This is a genomic window from Paraburkholderia podalyriae (genome assembly GCF_014397785.1).
Taxonomy (GTDB): Bacteria; Pseudomonadota; Gammaproteobacteria; order Burkholderiales; family Burkholderiaceae; genus Paraburkholderia; species Paraburkholderia podalyriae.
Map to the genome: position 1 here is coordinate 134,701 of NZ_VZQQ01000004.1, position 17,967 is coordinate 152,667.

General features: G+C 60.6%; 19 protein-coding genes. 12 read left to right on the plus strand and 7 right to left on the minus strand.

Features of this window, described 5'->3' with window-relative positions; genetic code table 11:
* Positions 1 to 19 precede the first annotated feature (19 nt).
* From F6X42_RS06070 to F6X42_RS06110, 9 genes are all read left to right on the plus strand, one after another.
* Positions 20 to 430 (plus strand): hypothetical protein, encoded by a 411-nt coding sequence (locus F6X42_RS06070; RefSeq protein WP_187633333.1) that lies wholly within the window; start codon positions 20 to 22, stop codon positions 428 to 430.
* Positions 431 to 710: 280 nt separating this feature from the next.
* Positions 711 to 1,250: a hypothetical protein gene (locus tag F6X42_RS06075; RefSeq protein WP_187633334.1), complete on the plus strand. Its 540-nt coding sequence runs from the start codon at positions 711 to 713 to the stop codon at positions 1,248 to 1,250.
* 414 nt (positions 1,251 to 1,664) lie between these two features.
* Positions 1,665 to 3,101, plus strand: coding sequence for a UbiA family prenyltransferase (locus F6X42_RS06080; RefSeq protein ID WP_187633335.1), 1,437 nt, complete (start codon positions 1,665 to 1,667; stop codon positions 3,099 to 3,101).
* A 14-nt stretch (positions 3,102 to 3,115) separates the two neighbouring features.
* Positions 3,116 to 4,285 (plus strand): hypothetical protein, encoded by a 1,170-nt coding sequence (locus tag F6X42_RS06085; RefSeq protein ID WP_187633336.1) that lies wholly within the window; start codon positions 3,116 to 3,118, stop codon positions 4,283 to 4,285.
* Positions 4,286 to 4,287: 2 nt separating this feature from the next.
* Positions 4,288 to 4,626 carry an EamA family transporter gene (locus tag F6X42_RS06090; RefSeq protein WP_187633337.1) on the plus strand — a complete coding sequence of 113 codons (339 nt, stop codon included), beginning with the start codon at positions 4,288 to 4,290 and terminating at the stop codon, positions 4,624 to 4,626.
* Entirely contained in the window at positions 4,623 to 6,410 is a 1,788-nt protein-coding gene (locus F6X42_RS06095; RefSeq protein ID WP_187633338.1) for a ShlB/FhaC/HecB family hemolysin secretion/activation protein, read from the plus strand. The genes F6X42_RS06090 and F6X42_RS06095 overlap by 4 nt, the downstream gene beginning before the upstream one ends.
* A gap of 57 nt (positions 6,411 to 6,467) precedes the next feature.
* Positions 6,468 to 7,148: a CsgG/HfaB family protein gene (locus F6X42_RS06100; RefSeq protein ID WP_187633339.1), complete on the plus strand. Its 681-nt coding sequence runs from the start codon at positions 6,468 to 6,470 to the stop codon at positions 7,146 to 7,148.
* Between the two features lie 83 nt (positions 7,149 to 7,231).
* Positions 7,232 to 7,585, plus strand: coding sequence for a DUF4810 domain-containing protein (locus F6X42_RS06105; RefSeq protein ID WP_184061995.1), 354 nt, complete (start codon positions 7,232 to 7,234; stop codon positions 7,583 to 7,585).
* A gap of 10 nt (positions 7,586 to 7,595) precedes the next feature.
* The gene (locus F6X42_RS06110; protein ID WP_187633340.1) at positions 7,596 to 8,261 is read left to right on the plus strand and encodes a DUF799 domain-containing protein; all 666 of its coding nucleotides are present in this window, start codon (positions 7,596 to 7,598) and stop codon (positions 8,259 to 8,261) included.
* 657 nt (positions 8,262 to 8,918) lie between these two features.
* Here F6X42_RS06110 and F6X42_RS06115 read toward each other — a convergent pair.
* The gene (locus F6X42_RS06115) at positions 8,919 to 9,191 is read right to left on the minus strand and encodes a hypothetical protein (protein ID WP_187633341.1); all 273 of its coding nucleotides are present in this window, start codon (positions 9,189 to 9,191) and stop codon (positions 8,919 to 8,921) included.
* A 380-nt stretch (positions 9,192 to 9,571) separates the two neighbouring features.
* On the opposite strand from F6X42_RS06115, the gene F6X42_RS06120 reads away from it, so the two are divergent.
* Entirely contained in the window at positions 9,572 to 9,793 is a 222-nt protein-coding gene (locus F6X42_RS06120) for a hypothetical protein (protein WP_187633342.1), read from the plus strand.
* Between the two features lie 87 nt (positions 9,794 to 9,880).
* Here F6X42_RS06120 and aroQ read toward each other — a convergent pair whose 3' ends face one another.
* Genes aroQ through F6X42_RS06150 form a run of 6 tightly spaced genes read right to left on the minus strand, consistent with a single transcriptional unit; the run spans position 9,881 to position 14,191 of the window.
* Positions 9,881 to 10,318, minus strand: coding sequence for a type II 3-dehydroquinate dehydratase (gene aroQ / locus F6X42_RS06125; RefSeq protein WP_187633343.1), 438 nt, complete (start codon positions 10,316 to 10,318; stop codon positions 9,881 to 9,883).
* Positions 10,319 to 10,336: 18 nt separating this feature from the next.
* A complete protein-coding gene (gene aroE / locus F6X42_RS06130) occupies positions 10,337 to 11,170 on the minus strand; it encodes a shikimate dehydrogenase (RefSeq protein WP_187633344.1) in 834 nt (277 codons plus the stop codon).
* A 7-nt stretch (positions 11,171 to 11,177) separates the two neighbouring features.
* Positions 11,178 to 12,392: a CaiB/BaiF CoA transferase family protein gene (locus F6X42_RS06135; RefSeq protein WP_187633345.1), complete on the minus strand. Its 1,215-nt coding sequence runs from the start codon at positions 12,390 to 12,392 to the stop codon at positions 11,178 to 11,180.
* Positions 12,389 to 12,850, minus strand: coding sequence for a MaoC family dehydratase (locus F6X42_RS06140; RefSeq protein ID WP_187633346.1), 462 nt, complete (start codon positions 12,848 to 12,850; stop codon positions 12,389 to 12,391). The genes F6X42_RS06135 and F6X42_RS06140 overlap by 4 nt, the downstream gene beginning before the upstream one ends.
* Position 12,851: 1 nt before the next feature.
* Positions 12,852 to 13,244, minus strand: coding sequence for a VOC family protein (locus tag F6X42_RS06145; protein WP_187633347.1), 393 nt, complete (start codon positions 13,242 to 13,244; stop codon positions 12,852 to 12,854).
* Positions 13,241 to 14,191: a ketopantoate reductase family protein gene (locus tag F6X42_RS06150; protein ID WP_187633348.1), complete on the minus strand. Its 951-nt coding sequence runs from the start codon at positions 14,189 to 14,191 to the stop codon at positions 13,241 to 13,243. Before F6X42_RS06150 ends, F6X42_RS06145 begins: the two co-directional genes overlap by 4 nt.
* Before the next feature lie 104 nt (positions 14,192 to 14,295).
* On the opposite strand from F6X42_RS06150, the gene F6X42_RS06155 reads away from it, so the two are divergent.
* Complete coding sequence (locus tag F6X42_RS06155; protein ID WP_187633349.1) at positions 14,296 to 15,216, plus strand: LysR family transcriptional regulator; 921 nt, start codon at positions 14,296 to 14,298, stop codon at positions 15,214 to 15,216.
* Between the two features lie 486 nt (positions 15,217 to 15,702).
* Positions 15,703 to 17,850: a molybdopterin-containing oxidoreductase family protein gene (locus F6X42_RS06160; RefSeq protein ID WP_187633350.1), complete on the plus strand. Its 2,148-nt coding sequence runs from the start codon at positions 15,703 to 15,705 to the stop codon at positions 17,848 to 17,850.
* The last annotated feature ends 117 nt before the right edge of the window (positions 17,851 to 17,967 follow it).

The following is a 17,967-nucleotide window of genomic DNA, read 5'->3' on the forward strand; positions in this document are numbered from 1 at the left end:
CGCAGCCGATCAGGCTGGCATGGACGCGTGGAAGGAAGGCGGCACAGATCGCGCGATGATGCAGGCGGCGGGCGCGGCCCTTGTGACCGGCCTGGCAGGCGGCAATGCCACCGGTGGCGCTGCCGGCGCTGCGATTGCGTCGATTGCAGCCGGACAGTTGAACAACCTGAGCGATGCGATTGCCGGTTGGAATCCGACCAGCAATGCGGCAATGAATGAAGCCCTCGGGAACATCGTGGCCAATGCGATTGCCACGGGCGCAGGCGCAGCGGTGGGCGGAAATGCAGGTGCAGTCTCGGGGTACAACGTGGACCTTTTTAATCGGCAGTTGCATCCGGATGAGAAGAAGGCGATTGCGGATAAGGCCAACGGCGACGCGGCGGAAGAGAAAAAGCTGACGCAGGCGGCGTGCTACGTAGTGAAATGCTGAGCCGAGTATCCCCAGGGAAGCGACCAGTACAACGCGAATTACGTGAGTCAGCTTGAGGCGTCGCAGCTTGGGCCGGAGATTGATTGGGCGAATCGTCAGCAGGGGGCGCGATTGTTTGTCTACACGCCGACACAGAAAATTGGTGATGCGCTTCAGAGTGACCCGCTGGGCGTGACAAAGGATGCGGCCAAGATCGTAACGGGCGGTTTGTTTGACGGTCAAGACGGGTGCAGGTATTTGTGCGACGAAGGGCGTAGGGTGCGCAACAAGCGGAGGCTGGATGGTCGCGTTCGATTTGAGTGACATGGCCGAAGGAGTGGATGGTTTGTATAACCGCTATAACGGGATCAGTTCACCGGGTACAAATCCATTGCGGTATGGATTCAAGCTGGTGTCGCCGACGTGGGGAAATGTCGCATATGATGGCGCTAATTTTGTGTTCTCAATTGCCGCGCTGAATGCGCCCGTTCCGCTCAAGATGGGCATTGCTGATGGTCTGAACCGTCCGAGTTCGATGTTTGATGTGACGGTGCCGCAGATCTGTAACAATAAACTGATTCCATTTGTTAACCAGGCGCTTCCACATGGTACGAATCAGGGAATACTACTGTTTGGCGTAGGCACAAAGGGCGTGACGGTTATCAATGACATCCGGCATGCCGGAGACCAGAAATGCATTGGAGAAGACTCTACGCAACTATCCAAATTGCCGCTGTGGTTGGTGGAATTGCAATTGGGGGAGCTGGATGCTGGGCTTTTGTTATTGCTGGATTTTGCCGTATGGCCTTCCAGCTTGATGAAAACAAGGCCATGGCGTTAATTTGTCTCCCTCTCTTCATTGGGCTAATGATTTGGTTTATTCGGTTACTACCGAAGCATCTTCGCAAGGCCGGAATGTCGAGTGACGATCCCGAAACATTCGGTCCGTGGTTCAAGCGGGACGGTGAGGCCTGAGATATTGGGCGCGCATTCGTGGCGCGCTCAAAGAATAAGATTCGAAATAGCTATGAAAATCAGAAAGAGGCTGGCGCTTCTTCCGCTCACAGCCTTTGTCTGTCTCGCGACTCAGGCACAGCAGGTACCGACGCCAGCGGATACCACGGCAGCGGCACGCGCCAACGCAGAACAGAACCAGCAGGTGCACCTGTAGCGCGCGGTGCACAGGAACGCAAGACCAGGGTGTACGCGCGTCCGGCATGCGCTCAACTGCACCGCAGAATAGGACGGGTTGTTTGTGCAAAAGAATACCGATTTTCCGCTGATTGTAGACCTGGACGGAACGCTGACACTGACCGACACGCTGGCTGAGTCCGTCATCAAGGTCGTGAAGCAGAATCCATTGAATCTCATCCGTTTGCCAATATGGCTGTTGAAAGGACGTTTGGCATTCAAGCGAGAGATTGCCGCCCGCTCCACTATTGCAGCCGAGCACCTGCCGTATCGCAAAGCGTTAGTCGACTATCTGATTGCCGAAAAAAAGCGTGGCCGTAAGATCGTTCTCGCCACTGCCGCGCACAGTTCGATTGCGGAACGCGTGTCCGCGCATCTGGAACTCTTCGACGCGGTGCTGGCCACGGAGGGCGACACCAACCTGAGAGGACGGACGAAGCTTGAGAAAGCGCGCCTATGCGTCGGCGAGCGGTTCGTCTACGCCGGCGACAGTCGTGCTGACCTGCCGGTATGGCTCGGTTCCCAGGCGGCCGTTCTGGCTGGCGTTTCGCCACGTCTTGCCAATCTGGTTCGCACGAATGTCCCTGTTGAGCGGGAGTTCCCAAACAGCAAAGCCGACCTTTCGCTCTGGCTGAAGGCGCTGCGCGTTCACCAGTGGCTCAAGAACCTGTTGCTTTTTGTACCCTTGCTGACGGCATTTTCCTTCTTTGATACAGGCAAGCTGGTGACGCTCGCGCTAGCATTTGTCTCGATGTCGCTGGGCGCATCAGCGACCTACATCGCGAACGATCTCTGGGATCTGGATAGCGACCGACGGCATCCCCGCAAGCGGCAGCGGCCCTTCGCGAGCGGGGCATTATCGATATCGAGCGGCATCCTGTGTGCGGTTGCGCTACTCGTCACGTCGCTCGCGCTAGCGTTATCAACATCGGCAGCGTTTGCGGTGATGCTCTTGTTCTACCTGATCTTGACCACCGCCTACAGCCTGTTTCTAAAAACGCGCGTGATGATCGACGTCATCGCGCTCTCACTGCTGTATACGCTGCGAATCTTCGCGGGATCGGTGGCGGTAAACATCAGCACGAGTCACTGGCTACTCGCGTTTTCCGTCTTCACATTCCTGAGTCTCGCGCTCGTCAAGCGCTGCACCGAACTGGTGTCCCTGCGCATGAGCGCCGACGCCGTCACGGTGGGGCGCGACTATCGTGTTGCGGATCTTGAAGTGCTGTGGCCGCTGGGTATCGGCTCGTCCTTCTCGGCAGTGATTGTCTTCGGCCTTTTTATCAACGCGCCGGAGACGATCGACCGGTATGCGGTACCCGGACTGCTGTGGTTTGTCGCAATCGGCCTGATCGCCCTGTTCGCGCGCCTGTGGATCAAGACCGTGCGGGGCGTAATGGATGACGACCCGTTAGTCCATCTGATCAAAGATCACGGCAGCCTCTTTAACATTCTGATCATGGTCGCCACCATGATGACGGCCCACTTTGTGCAGCTTTGACAGGTCCCTGCAAAATGAATTTGAAAAACAGAAACAGGATGCTGGCGTTCTGCCGGTTCTCGATCGTATTCGTCCTGCTGCTCGTGTGCGCAGGAAACATCACGAACAGCGTATTGCTGAAGTTCGGATTTCGCGACGATCACAAGCTGGACGGCTATGCGCAAAGCCTCACGCTGGTCAGCATGGTCGAGGGGACGGCTCCGCGGCCGTACGTCTACCGCTCCACGTTTGCCAAAGCGGCGAAGTACATGGCCGGGCAATTGAACCCTGCGCTCCGGCAGAAACTGTTCAAGTCCATCAGTCGCTATGATTCGCTGCACCATAGCTACTTCAGCGGCGTCCCGGACACGTACTGGACGCCGATGGTCGCCATCACGTACCACATCGTCTATTTCTTCGTGGTGCTGTCGATGGCGCTTGCGCTATTACTGATCTACAAGCTGGCGCGGATGCGTGGCCTGTCGTTCGGGCAGGCACTCGGGTTTCTGGCTGGCTTCAGCTTCATCTACCCACTTACGTTCCAGGCGGGCGCGTACTACTACGACTTCATCGAAATACTGGGCGTGTTCAGCGCATGCTATTTCATGCTAAAGCGCTGGATGATCCCCTGCACGCTGGCGATTGCGTTTTTCTCGTTCAACAAGGAAACGTTCTTTCTTGTGCCACTTGCGTTGTTCTTCCTGCACCAGCGGGACGTCCCGATGCGCAGCCGGTTCAGCTGGCTGGCGCTCCAGTTGGTATGCTGTTTCGTCAGCCGGGATTTCCTCATGAACGGCTACGAAGCGAACAGCGGCGGTTTCATCGAGTTTCACGCGAAGGAAAACCTGCTGTTCTGGCTTAACCCGGCTTCATACGTTCGTTTCTATAACCTGGTTGCCAAGGGCATCCTGACCCCGAGCCTTCAGAATCCGCTGATCCTTGTGCCCACGATTGTGTTCTTTCGCCGTGCGTGGCAGGAGACCAGTATGAGCGACAGACGATACTTCCTTGCCGCGTTCCTGCCGCTCCTCGTTCTGTTCGTGCTCTTCGGCTATACCGACGAGATCCGCAACCTTTCCCTTGCTTTCCCCGCGATCGTGCTCCTCGCATTGAATGGCGCGAGCCGTTTCGGGCAGATCTTCTCGAACGCAGAAAGCGATCAGACGCACGTTGAGACGCGCGTGCGTTCCAACGTGGCAGGCTAGTCATGTCGTTGATCGCGTTGATTGCCAGCGGTATGTTGAGCGGACTGGCAAGTGTTCTGCTGCGGCTCGCCGCACTTCGGGCGGCGACACCGTCAGTAGGTGAATGGGTGCCGCTTCTGCTCCGCGTGGCCGCAATAGGTTCTTACGGAGTCGGATTTGTTCTCTATGCGCTTGCGCTTCGCAAGGCCAGTCTGGGCGTCGCCTATCCGTTGATGGTCGCTGTCTCGATCCTGGTCGTACTGGCGTTCACGGCGCTGCATGAGCAGATGTTAAAGCCGACTCAGCTGGTCGGCGCGGTAGTGATTCTTGGTGGTGTGTGGTTAGTTACAAGGCCGGCATGACAAAACAACAATCTCTGCAGGTCAGCAGGGCGGCGCTGTCTGTCCTTCCGTTGGCGGCAGCGCTCTTTGCGCTAGGTAGTTCGACTTCACTCGCGCAGCAGGCGCCGACTCCGGCAGATACAGCCGCAGCGGCACGCGCCAATGCCGAACAGAACCAGCAGCTCCAGCAGCAACGCGACGCGCAGCAGCGTGAGAAGACCGTCAACGCGCCTTCGGTACGCTCGAGCGCGCCGAAGGCCAGCGTCTGGCCGGAACTGCCTGCTGAAACGCCATGCTTTCGCATCGAATGGTTTTTGCTCGACGTACCTGCCACGTTACCTGATGCCGTGCGCAAACAGGGTGCATCCGCGTTGCCGCTCGACCGCTTCGCGTTCGCCCGCGAATGGCTCGACCATTACCGGGGGCAATGCGTCGGCAAGGCAGGACTCGACACGCTCACGAAAGGATTGCAGCAGGCTATCCTGAGTCGCGGCTACATCACGACACGCGTGCTGCTGCCCGAGCAGGACCTGTCAACCGGCACGCTGAAGTTTGCACTGGTGCCCGGTGTCGTGCGTGCAATCCGCTTCGCCGACCCCGCCACGCGCGGCACGTGGAAAACGGCTTTCCCGGCGCGCGGTGGCGATATGCTGAACCTGCGCGACCTCGAACAGGGACTCGAACAGATGAAGCGCGTCAGCAGCCAGGACGTGGACATGAAAATCGAACCCACTGACGTACCGGGCGAAAGCGATGTGGTCGTGACGGTAAAGCGCGCGAAGCCCTGGACGGTGGTCGCGTCGGTGGACAACTCTGGCAGCCGCGCCACCGGCAAGCTGCAAGGCAACCTGAGCCTTGGCATCGACAACCCGCTCGGGCTAAACGACATTTTCAACGTCGGTGTGAGTCAGGACCTCGAATTCGGTGACAAAGGTCTCGGTTCGCACGGCTGGAACGGCTTCTATTCGGTTCCGTGGGGCTACTGGACCGGCACGCTATCGGCCTACACGAACACGTACTACCAGCAGATTGCGGGCGCGAACCAGACATTCGTGTCGAGCGGCAACTCGCAGACCGTTGACTTCAAACTTCAGCGGGTATTGATGCGCAGCCAGAACAACGTACTTGGCGCGCAGTTCCGCCTGACAAAGCGCTTCGGTGAAAGCTTCATTGAAGACACCGATATCCCGCAGCAGCGGCGCAACAACACGTTCATCGAGGCGGGGCTTACCGATCGCCACTACTTCGGCGCGTCGCAGTTCGATGGCAGTCTCGCGTACCGTCAGGGCGTGGGCGGACTCGGGGCGACACCAGACTTCTACGAGAATGGCCCGACTTACCGCTTCCGCATGGCCATCCTCGACGCGAACCTGTCGGTGCCGTTCAGGATCGCAACCCAGCCGCTGCGCTACGTGACGAGCGTGCACGGCCAGTTCACGAACAACACGCTGAACTATATCGATGACCTGACCATCGGCAGCCGCTACACGGTGCGCGGCTTCGACGGCGAAACGATGCTCGCGGCCGAACGCGGTTTCTTCTGGCGCAACGAGTTGCAGCTACCGGTTGGATCGACCGGACAGTCACTTTACGCAGGCATCGACTACGGGCACGTGTTCGGCCCGAACGCCGCATATCTCGCCGGTACACAGCTGGCAGGTGCGGTGATCGGTGTGCGCGGTAGTGCATCAGCAAAGGCTGGCGCGCTCGCCTATGACCTGTTCGCCGGGACGCCGATCTACAAGCCGTCAGATTTTCCCACTGCGCGCGTGACGCTCGGTTTCCAGTTGACCGCTCAATTCTGATATTCACCCTGCCGACGCTATCCGGGTTTTCGGCGTTTCAACAAAGAGGAAAGCAAAATGAAGTTATCGAAAACGAATGGCCTTGGAGCCGTTGCTGTTGCCGTTGTGGTGGCGCTGGGCGGATGTGCAACCGAGTCGTCGCGCTCGCTGCCGGTGCCCCCCGTCGCCAGTGCGCAGAAGCCAGCAGTGGGCCAACCCATCGGCATTTCAGTCGGCAAGTTCGACAACCGGTCGAGCTATATGCGCGGCATCTTCTCGGACGGCGTTGACCGTCTCGGTGGGCAGTCCAAAACCATCCTGATCACGGCGCTCCAGCAGACTGGGCGCTTCAATGTGCTCGATCGCGACAACCTCGACGAAATCCGCCAGGAAGCAGGCTTCCTCAAAAAAGCACAATCGATCAAGGGGGCGCGCTTCGTCATCACCGGGGACGTAACGGAGTTCGGTCGCAAGGAGGTTGGCGACCGGCAGCTATTTGGCATCGTCGGCCGTGGCAAGAGTCAGGTGGCCTACGCAAAGGTCAGCCTGAACGTCGTCGACACGACGACATCGGAAGTCGTGGCGTCGAGCCAGGGGGCAGGTGAATTCAGCCTTTCGAACCGTGAAGTCATCGGCTTCGGTGGTACCGCCGGCTACGACTCGACACTGAACGGCAAGGTGCTCGATCTGGCGATCCAGGAGGCCGTCAATCACCTGGTCGAGCAGGTCGATGCAGGCACGCTCAAGGCCGCACAGTAAGTGCGCCGGGCCATTGCGGCCATCCACTTTCAACCGTAGCTGCAATAAACATAATGACGCGATTCACGATGAATCATAGCCGCATGATGCGGGGAATCTGTCTGCCAGTAATGGCAACAGCCATGCTCCTCACGGGATGCGCGGCGAACCGCCCCCAGCCGCTTTACCAGTGGACCGGCTACCAGCCAGCCGTGTACGACTATCTCAAGGGAGAAAAGGCTCCGCAGGAGCAGATCGATGCGCTGGAAAAGGCCCTCCAGGACATCAGCGGCAAGGGGCACATGCCGCCCCCGGGATTTCATGCGCAACTGGGCATGCTGTACGCGAGTGTCGGGAACGACACCCAGGCCATGCAGGAGTTCGAGTCCGAGAAGCAGCTGTTTCCGGAGTCCTCGACCTACATGGACTTCCTGATGAAGAAACCGAAACAGCCCTGAGCGAGCCGCCATGTCCAAGATCCTTTCCTTCAAACTCTGGTTTGCGCTATCGACTGTTGCACTGCTGTCCGCGTGCGCGCAACCTGTGAAGCACGCCGACTATACGGCATTCAAGAACAGCCGGCCGCGCTCGATCCTGGTGCTGCCGCCGACCAATGAAACGGCGGACGTTCAGGCGACCAACAGCATGCTCTCGCAGATGACGATGCCGCTCGCCGAATCCGGCTACTACGTGGTACCGGTAGCGGTGATGGACGAAACGTTCAAACAGAACGGCCTGACGATGGCGGCCGAGATCGAGGCGACCTCACCCGCGAAGCTGCGCGAAATCTTCGGTGCCGACACGGCCCTGTATTCAAAGATCACACAGTACGGCTCCGTGTACCACATCGTCGACAGTGCAACAGTCGTAACGGCGTCCGCCAGGCTGGTCGATCTCAAGACCGGTGACGTGCTATGGCAGGGCAGTGCGAGCGCCAACAGCAATGAGGGCAACAACAATGCTGGCGGTGGCCTGATCGGCATGCTGGTCATGGCAGCGATCAAGCAGATTGCGAATTCGCTGACGGACAGGGGGCACGATATTGCCGGAGTGACGAGCTATCGGCTTCTGCATGCCGGGCCGCCGAACGGGCTGCTTTACGGGCCACGGTCACCTCAATACGGCACTGATTGAACATTCCTCGATCAGCAGGGACTGGCTGTGGCGGCAGATGGCTCGTACGGTACTGGGTTGTCGACGGCACCGCATTTGTATTCCTGACGCAAAAGCCGCCGGTCCCTATGGAGGAGCTCTTCAATCGAGGGTTTTATGGTGCGTCTGGCTTACCCGGATCAGAAGGTTCGTCAGCGGGGACGAGGCGTTGCCGGGATGATTCCGTTCCGGGGCAGACCTCGCGCTTTCGCGAAGCGGAGACCGTGCTGGACAGCAGTATCTTCGCTGCCGCACAGGGGCATGGCTGGCAGGTGTCGGCGGAGCAAACCGTCACTGTCGGACAGGTCGCGTCGCGTTACGACGAGGTGCTTGGCAGTGTGCCGAAATATCGTTATAGCGAATCGGGGGACCAGCTGTGCCGGTTTCACCATTCGGCTGCGACATCGCCGTTGGCGGGTAGTCAGTTGATGCGTAGAAAGTAGGACTTGGTCGGACAGACGATGTCAGAGCGTCGGTCCCAATACGGCCAACGGCGGACCACACGACCTGATCTATGTCGGTGACCGCATGTGGTTAGCAGGGAGCGTAACGTCCTCCGTGGGCTCAAATAGCATGGTAGCGTTTGGTTGTTGCTGCGGAAGGAACCATTGAGGTTGAAGTGCCGGGAACGTCGTCGTTCTATTGGCCCACACCCTGATGTGCTGCCGCTATGGCAGCATCACGCTCTTTTTTGGCTGCTGCCTTTTTCTCATCGAAAACTTTTTGTGCAGCGGCTACGTGCTTGTTATAGACACGATTGGCTGCGGCCACCTGTTGGTGCATCCTCACGATTTCGTCGGGATGCCCTGCGGCCGCCGGCGCACTGGTTGCGGAATTGTCTTGAGCCCAAACGGACGCGTTTGAAAGCACTGCAACGAAAATGGCCGAAGTGGTAACCACAAGAAATTTCATGATGAACTCCCGGGGATATTGCGAATATGTCGCCGTCCAAACGTCGACGGATTTTTCAGTCTACTCGGCCAGGCGGGTGAGACCAATGGGACCAAAGTCCGATAGCCGCCCCGGAATTCCGTATTCCCACCGCGCTGGAGCCCGGCCCCATTGAAACCATATGCGCAGTGAGCGGCCGACAACGCTCACGTCAAAGGCTATGCGCAGCCCCTCTCGCGGCATGGTCCTTGCGCGGCTGTGCAAACGCCTGGTCGGAAGATTGAGGCGGGACTTGTCAGCCTGCGGACTGGCAGCGGCCTAACCTGCCATTAGCGACAGTTCCGAAGCCACAGACGTGGAATATCGGTGGCGGTGAAGGATGACGCAAAGGAGAAAAATCGGTGCCGGCAAGAACGATTAGCAAGGGCAAACACATCTACCGTATTGAACCGATCGGACTGGCTGAAGGCGGGTACACATTTGAGATCGTCCATATTGACCATACTGGAGACGCGATCAAAGAAGTGCGGCACGAACCGGGAATCGCTTACGCGACAGAAGAGGCCGCCATGGACAATGGACTTCATGTGGCGGCAGAAATGGCTGAACAGCAGGACGACTGAACGATCGCCTGGTTTCCAAACCCCCTCGCATTTGTTCTCGGCACAAAGGGATATGCACAGAGCAACCAGGCTCACATTGCTTCGCCCCTACTGCACCGCGGCTACCGCCGCCCGGAGCGCAAGCAGATAGCTTTGCGAACCAAAACCACTGATCTGGCCCGTCACAATATCCGCGAAAACCGACTTGTGCCGAAACGGCTCACGCGCGTGAATGTTCGACATATGCAGCTCGATCACGGGGCAAGTCAGAATGGCCAGCGCATCGCGAAGGCCATAGCTGTAATGCGTCCATGCACCGGCGTTGATCAGCACAGCATCGACACCGTCTTCGAAGGCGCGATGGACACGTTCACACATCGCCGCTTCGCTGTTGGTCTGAAATGACTCCACCCGCACCTTCAGTTCCACGGCGAGATCTTGAAGACGAGCATCGATCTGTTCGAGCGTAATGGTCCCGTACTGTTTGGGATCACGCTTGCCGAACATATTGTGATTAATGCCATGCAACATCAGGATATTCTTCATACGCTCTCCAGATCGCGCTTAATCGAGCGGAACCGTCAGCCGATCGATCACCGCTTGCGTTTCGGGCCGTACACCGCGCCACCATAGAAAGGCCTCCGCGGCCTGCTCCACCAGCATGCCAACGCCATCGGCCACACCGGCGACACCCGCATTGCGCGCCAGTCGCAAGAACGGCGTGAGATGCTTGCCATAAGCGAGTTCATAGGCAGTTCCACGCGGACTGAAAACACTGGGCGGCACAGGCGGTAAATCGCCCGTGAGGCTCGCGGAGGTCGCGTTGACCACCAGATCGAAGCGCCCCATCCGGTCGAGTTCGCCGTAAGCACACGCTGTTATCGGCCCATGCTGGGTCAATTGCGACGCCAGCGCTCGCGCCTTCGCGACATGGCGATTCGCCATCACCAGTTCAGCGGGACGCGCACCCAGAAACGGCAGCAACGCGCCGCGCGCCGCGCCACCCGCACCGAGCAGCAGCACACGCTTGCCCTCGAGCGGCGCGTGCAGGTTCACTTCGATATCGCGCAGCAGACCGATACCGTCGAAGTTCTCGGCGAAAACCCGGCCCCCTTCGAACTTGAATGCGTTCGCCGCGCCCGCGAGGGTTGCGCGCTCGCTGCGCTCATCGGCCATCGCGAATGCGGCAAGTTTGAACGGCGCGGTGATGTTCATACCCTTGCCGCCCGAAGTGATGAATTCGCGCACCGTTGCCGCGAATGCGTCATCAGGCTCGCGCGGCCCCTCGATCGCCGTGTAGTGCATCGCCTGCTGGGTGGCTTCGGCGAAAAGACCATGAATCAGCGGCGATTTCGTATGGCCGATAGGATGGCCGATCACTGCATAGGTATCGTTCATCGTTGCCTCATTTGTCGAACAGCACGCCGTCCGTTTGCATCGCATCGATCTCGGCCGACGTGAAACCGAGCGATTGCGCGACTTCGGCGTTGTGCTGGCCTAGATCGGGCGCGACCTCGCGTAGCGTGGTGTCGCACGCAGAAAACCGGAACGGCAGATTCGGCAGACGCAGCGTGCCGTAGCGCGGATGCTGCTGCTCAACGATCATGCCGCGCGCCCGAATCTGCGGATCGGCAATCACTTCGTCGATGCGTTGCACCTTCGCGCAAGGCACATCGATGCCATCGAGAAGTTCGAGAATCGGCGCCACGGAACGCACCGCGACCCACGGCTCCACCACGGCGAGAATCTCCAGCCGATGCGTGTTGCGTCCGACGCTGCTGTGGAAACGCGCGTCCACGCCGAAGCCGCGCGGGCCACCGTTCGCCTCGATCAGAGCGGCGAAGCGCTTCCAGGCGTCGTCAACCTGGGCCGCTATCACCAGATCGCCGTCGGTCGCGCGAAACACGCCGTAGAGCGTCGAGCCGGGCATGTCGTGTCCTGTTTGCTCAGGCAGCACATCTGCAAGCGTGTAGCTCTGGACCGCGTACTCGTGCATCGACACGAGCGTGTCGTAGAGCGCCATGTCGATGTGCTGCCCGCGCCCGCTCTTCACGCGGCCGAGCAGCGCTGCATTGATCGCCGCGACCGCGTGAATGCCCGTGTACATATCGCCGAGCGAAATGCGCAGAAGCGGCGGACGTTCGCCCGGCGTGCCGACCATTTGCATGATGCCGCTCTTCGCCTCCGCGATCAGGCCGAAACCCGCGCGATGCGCGTCCGGCCCCGTGTGCCCATACGCCGAAATCGAACAGTAGACCAGCCCCGAATTGCGCGCCGAAAGCGCTTCATAGCCCAGCCCGAGCTTGTCGAGCGCACCGGGACGATAGTTCTCCACGAACACGTCCGCCGAATCGCAGAGCCGCTCCATGAAGGCTTTGCCGCGCGGGTCCTTCGTGTTCACGCTGACGCCGCGCTTGCCCATGTTGAGCTGCAGAAAATAGCCGCTGGTGCGATCGTCGAGCACGGTCGCGTGCTGGCGTCCCGCGTCGCCGCTGCCGGGTCGCTCGACCTTGATCACTTCCGCGCCGAGCGCCGCGAGGCAACGCCCCACATACGGACCCGCCAGAAAATGACTGTAATCGACGACGCGAATGCCTTCGAGTGGACGAGGCTGCTTCATCGTGCGGCTCCCGGACGACGCGGCACCATCAGACGATGCTCGCCGCGCTGCACGACTTCGCCATGCTGATTGATGAGTTCCGAAGGCAGAATGACGATGCCCCAGTCGGGACGGCTCTTGCTATGTCGCATCGAACCAACGCGGAATTTCACACGCAACACATCGTCGACCTTGATCGGCAGGACGAAGTCCCAGCTCCAGCCCAGCGACATGCCCGGTAGAAAGCGATAATCGCTCTGCGTTTTCAGGCCATCCGCAATTGAGAGACCGAAGAGGCCATGCGCGACGAGGCAGCCGAAGTGGCTCGCGTTCGCATACTCATCATCGACATGCACAGGCGTGTGATCGCCGGTGAGATCGGCATACGCCAGAATGCGTTCTTTCGTGACGGTGTAGTGCGGGCTCACGCATTCGTCGCCTTCGCGCGCGTCGTCCCAGTATTTTTCAACGATCGTCATTTCACGCCTCCGAGCGCGGATCGATGGCGAGCGCCTGCGCAACGCAGCGCGCGGGTTTCGCCTGAATGAATTCGATGGCGAGGCCATCGGGCAAACGTAGCCAGTTCGTACCTTGCGGCATCGGCTGCACGTCGTAGCGACGAGCAGCGGCGAGCGCAACCTCGACGTCCTCACACATGATGCCGAGATGGCCGAGCCGCCCCTCTGGGCCCTCGAAATCCGGCACATGAATGAACTGCATGCCCCCGAGCGCCCAGTATTGGCGCGGCGCCTCAGGCGTGCCGTCAACCTCTCGCATCGTCATGCCGAACACGTCTTCGAAAAAGCGAATGTGCCAATGGATGTCACGCACGAAGATCGCGAGATGTTCGAGATAGGCTTTCGGCGCGCTCATGCTTGCGCCTCCGCCTTCTGGCGATCGGCCATCGCACGCTCGACGCCCTTGATGCATGCAACGAGCGTCGCGTTGACGGGCGTCGGCACGCCTTGGCGCGCGCCCCAACGCACGACCGAGCCGTTGATGAAGTCGATTTCAGTGACGGAGCCTTTTTCGAGGCTCTGCAGCATCGACGTCTTGAACGCAGCGGGCAAACCTTGGGCGGCAAGGGTCCACGCCCGCTCGGGATCGGTCATCGAAAGCGTCACGCCCGCGGCCTGAGCTGCCGCGATCGCTTCGGCGACGGCCGCCAGCGAAGTCGCCTTAAGCAAGGGTTCGTCGTAAAGCTGGCCATAGGTCAGTGACGTGATGCCGGTCAGCGCGCCCGTCGCGACGTTCACCAGCAGCTTGTCCCACATGGTGCCGACAATGTTGTCGCTGACCTGCGTCGCAAGGCCCGCGTTGTTGAATGCTTCGGCGATACGCTGAACGCGATCCGTCACGCCTCCGTCCAGCTCGCCGATGATGGTGTGCTTGCCCACGACGCCCGATTCGATATGCCCAGCGCCGCGCAGCACGCCGCCCACGTAGGTCTTGCCCGCCAGCACGCGTTCGCGGCCCACGGCGTCGGCAAGAATGTCCTCGTGACCGAGGCCGTTCTGCAGCGACAGCACCACCGTTTCCAGTCCCACGAGCGCCTGCGCACCGCGAATCGCTGCGTCGGTATGGAACGATTTGACGAGCACGATGACGACCTCGGCCGCCCCCACTTCGTCCGGCTCCGTGGTCGCGCGGACCTGCACCTGGCGCGACCCACGCGCGTCGTCGACGCGCAATCCGTGCGTTCGCATCGCATCGACGTGGGCGGGAGCGCGGTCGATCAGCCAGGTCTCGTGGCCGCCTTCGGTGAGCGTCGCGCCGATCGCGCAGCCCAGCGCGCCTGCCCCCAGAATTGCAATTTTCAAGAGCGTCTCCTTAACGTGTGACGTCACGATAAGAGCCACCGACCGATGTCGCAATGCAATGGCTACAATGGCGTCATTGCCTCACGCAATAATGGTGAATTACGATGACCTCGACCGATCTGCCCGACCTCAAGCTTCTCCAACTGTTCGACCTGCTCTACGACACGCGCAGCGTGACGCGCGTGGCAGAGCAACTCGGTCAAAGCCAGCCGACCATCAGCATCTGGCTCGCGCGGCTGCGCGAACATTTGCACGATCCGCTCTTTATTCGCACGCCGGGCGGCATGGCGCCCACGCCGCAAGCCGATGCGCTGATCGGTCCGTGCCGGGAAATCCTGGAATCGTTGCGGCGCTTCGCGGCTTGGGAAATCGCGTTCAATCCGGCCACGGCGCAGCGGCGGTTTCGCATCTGCATGACCGATGCGAGCCATGTGACGCTGCTGCCGCGCCTGCTCGCGCATGTCCGCGCGCAAGCGCCGGGCGTGCGTCTGGAGGCTGCGCGGATCGATGGCAATACGGAGCGGGCGCTCGAATCGGGTGAGGCCGATCTCGCGATTGGATACGTGCCTTGGCTGAGCGGGGGCATCTACCAGCAGCAGCTTTACGAGCAGGATTGGGTGTGCCTCGCGAATCGTCATCATCCGCGTATCCACAAGCGGCTCAGCATCAAGGCGTATCGGAGCGAGGCACACGTCGCGATTACGGCGGGAACAGGCACAGCGCTGCTCGAACAGGCGCTCGTGCGCGAGCGTATCGAACGGCAAGTCGCGCTCGAATTACCCGGCTTTCTGGGACTTGGCGCCATCGTGCAGACCACGGACCTGATCACGACGCTGCCGCGCCACATCGGTGAGACGCTGGCGCACGCCAGCGATCTCGCGGTCCATCTGTGCCCCATTCCCGTCGAGGGTTTCGCCGTGCGGCAGCACTGGCATGCGCGCTACCATCACGAGGCAGGCAATCGCTGGCTGCGTTCGGTAGTCGCCCGGCTGTTTGGCATTTCGGGTGTCAAAGTTGTCGGCTGACGATTTCGGATGTTGGCATCGATGTCGTCTAGTCCGCCATGAGCGGACAATCGCACGCAGACGCCCATCGTCCGCTTCGGGAGCAGCCGCCGGGGGATCGCACTTCGTACATTTGCCCGGCAGTGAAACGTCGCTTTGGTGCCCGCTTTTATCCTGCCCACGTCGCTTTCGCTAACGTTCGTATCGACTCCCATCTTCGTGAGGGCGTGCTTCTCGTGCGACGGGCCGTCGCGAGGCCCGATGTCCCTGCCGGGGCGCGGCGTGCCGGACTTGCGGGCAGTGGCACTCGCAACAGGTCGCCGGGCTATTGCCAAAATATGAACGCCGTTTATAATAGCGAATGGATGGCCGCAGTCTGGCGGCGATCTAACGCTAGTCATATGCGGGTGCTCTGTGATCTTGCAGGTATCCGGCTCGGCTTTAACCTTTACGCCGAAAGTTGTGTGTGGTTACCAGGTGTGGGCCACACTACAGGAGGAGCTCGCCGTGCCACGCGAAGCCGTCACCGCCTGCCGCATCTGCGCCGGCAACTGTTCACTGCGCTTGACCCTGGACGACGCCGGACGCGTCGTTGCTGCGCGCGGCGACCGCGACAATCCGCTCACGCGCGGCTACGCCTGTATCAAGGGCGCGTATCTGCATGAGGCGCATAACAGCGCGGAGCGGCTCTTGCACCCGCTGAAACGGCAACGCGATGGCAGTTTCGTGCAGATGCCGCTTGACGTGATGTTGGCCGAGATCGCGGCGCAACTCCAGACACTGATCGAGCGCCACGGCGCCGATGCGGTCGCAGCCTTTCGCGGCACCATGAACTACTCTAACCTCGCCGCCAATCATATGTTGCCCGCCTTCCTCGCGGCGCTGGGTTCGAATTCGTTTTTTTCTACAATGACCATCGACCAGTCGGCCAAATGGGTGGCATTTGAGCGACTGGGCGGCTGGGCGGCCGGCAAAGATCCGTATGCGCTCGCCGACACGCTATTGTTCGTCGGCACCAATCCGCTGGTGTCGCTATCCACGTTCAACTTTGCATTGCAGAATCCGGTCAAGCAGCTCCACGAAGCGAAGGAGCGCGGCCTGAAGCTGGTGGTGATCGATCCACGAGAGACAGAGACCGCCCGCCATGCCGATGTCTTCCTGCAGGTGCTGCCGGGCGAGGACCCGACCGTCCTGGCTGGCCTGCTGCGCATCATTCTGTGTCGCGGCTGGCACGACGCTGAATTCTGCGCGCGCTACGTCAAGGACCTGCGACGAATGGCGCGCGCGGTCGAGCCGTTCACGCCCGAATACGTCGCCCAGCGCGCCGGCGTAAGCGTCGAAGGGCTCGAAGCCGCCGCTGCGGCCTTCGCGGAACCCGTCCGGGAGGCAGGCGGCCTGCGCCGCAAGCGTGGCTCGGCCGCGTCGGGAACCGGGCCCAACATGGCGCCGCACTCCAATCTGGCCGAGCATCTGGTCGAATGCCTCAACGTCGTGTGTGGCCGCTTCGCTCGCCCCGGCGACCCTGTACCGAATCCCGGCGTGGTCGCCCCACGCTACCAGCGCCGCGCCGAAGTGATTCCGCCGCGCCGTTCCTGGGAGTCCGGCTGGAAGAGCCGTGTCGGCGGCTATGGCATGCTGTTCGGCCAGAAGATGAGCGGCACGCTGGCCCAGGAAATCACTACGCCTGGCGCCGGCCAGATCCGCGCGCTGTTGGTCGACGGCGGCAATCCAGTCGATGCCGTGCCCGATCAGCGCCGCATCGCCGATGCGCTGCGCCAACTGCAACTGCTGGTATGCATCGAGCCATTCATGACTAACACTGCGCGGCTCGCGCACTATGTGATTCCACCGAAGCTGATGTTCGAGCGCGCCGACCTGCATTCGCGCGACTACGAGTCCTACATCATGTTCCAGCCTTACGCACAATACTCGGCCGCCGTGGCGACGCCGCCGGAGGGATCCGAAGTCGTGGACGACTGGTTCGTATTCTGGGATCTGGCGCGGCGCCTGGGCAAGACCATCATATTCGACGACGTTCCGCTCGATATGCGCGCAGCTCCGACCACCGACGAGCTGCTTGCGACTCTGGTTCGCCACGGCTCGATCTCATTTGACGAACTGAAGCTGTACCCACAAGGGAAAGTCTACGAAATCGAACCGATGATCGTGCAGCCCGGCGAGCCAGCGAACACCGCGCGCTTCGATGTGATGCCGGACGACGTCGAGCGCGAACTGGCGGGCGTACTGAACGAAGCGGGGGCGCCGCCGGGGTTCACGCATCGCCTTGCGGTGCGGCGCGTGCGCGACGTGCAGAACACCATGTACCACCACCTGCCCGCGGTCCGCCGACGCATGCCGTTCAATCCGGCCTTTGTGCATCCCGATGACCTGGCTGCTCAAGGATTGACCGAAGGCCAGTGTGTGGCCATTGTTTCGCCGCACGGCCGCATCCGAGCTATCGTCAAAGCGGACCCCGCACTGCGCCGAGGCGTCGTGTCCATTCCGCACGGCTGGGGACCGATGCCCGACGAGGAACCCCAAACTTACGCCGGCGCCAATCCAAACCAGTTGCTCAGCACTACGGTTGGCCTTGATCCGATCAACGCCATGCCGGTAATGAGCGCGATGCCGGTACGCATCGAAGCTGTAGACTGAATCGCAAGAGAGAACCCCCCTTTTCGAATCGAACGGTTTGTTTTCGAGCACGAGGATGCAGCTACCCGGCCGTCCTGCCTTGCCCGAAATCTGGCGAGCGAGCGAACGAAAGACCCT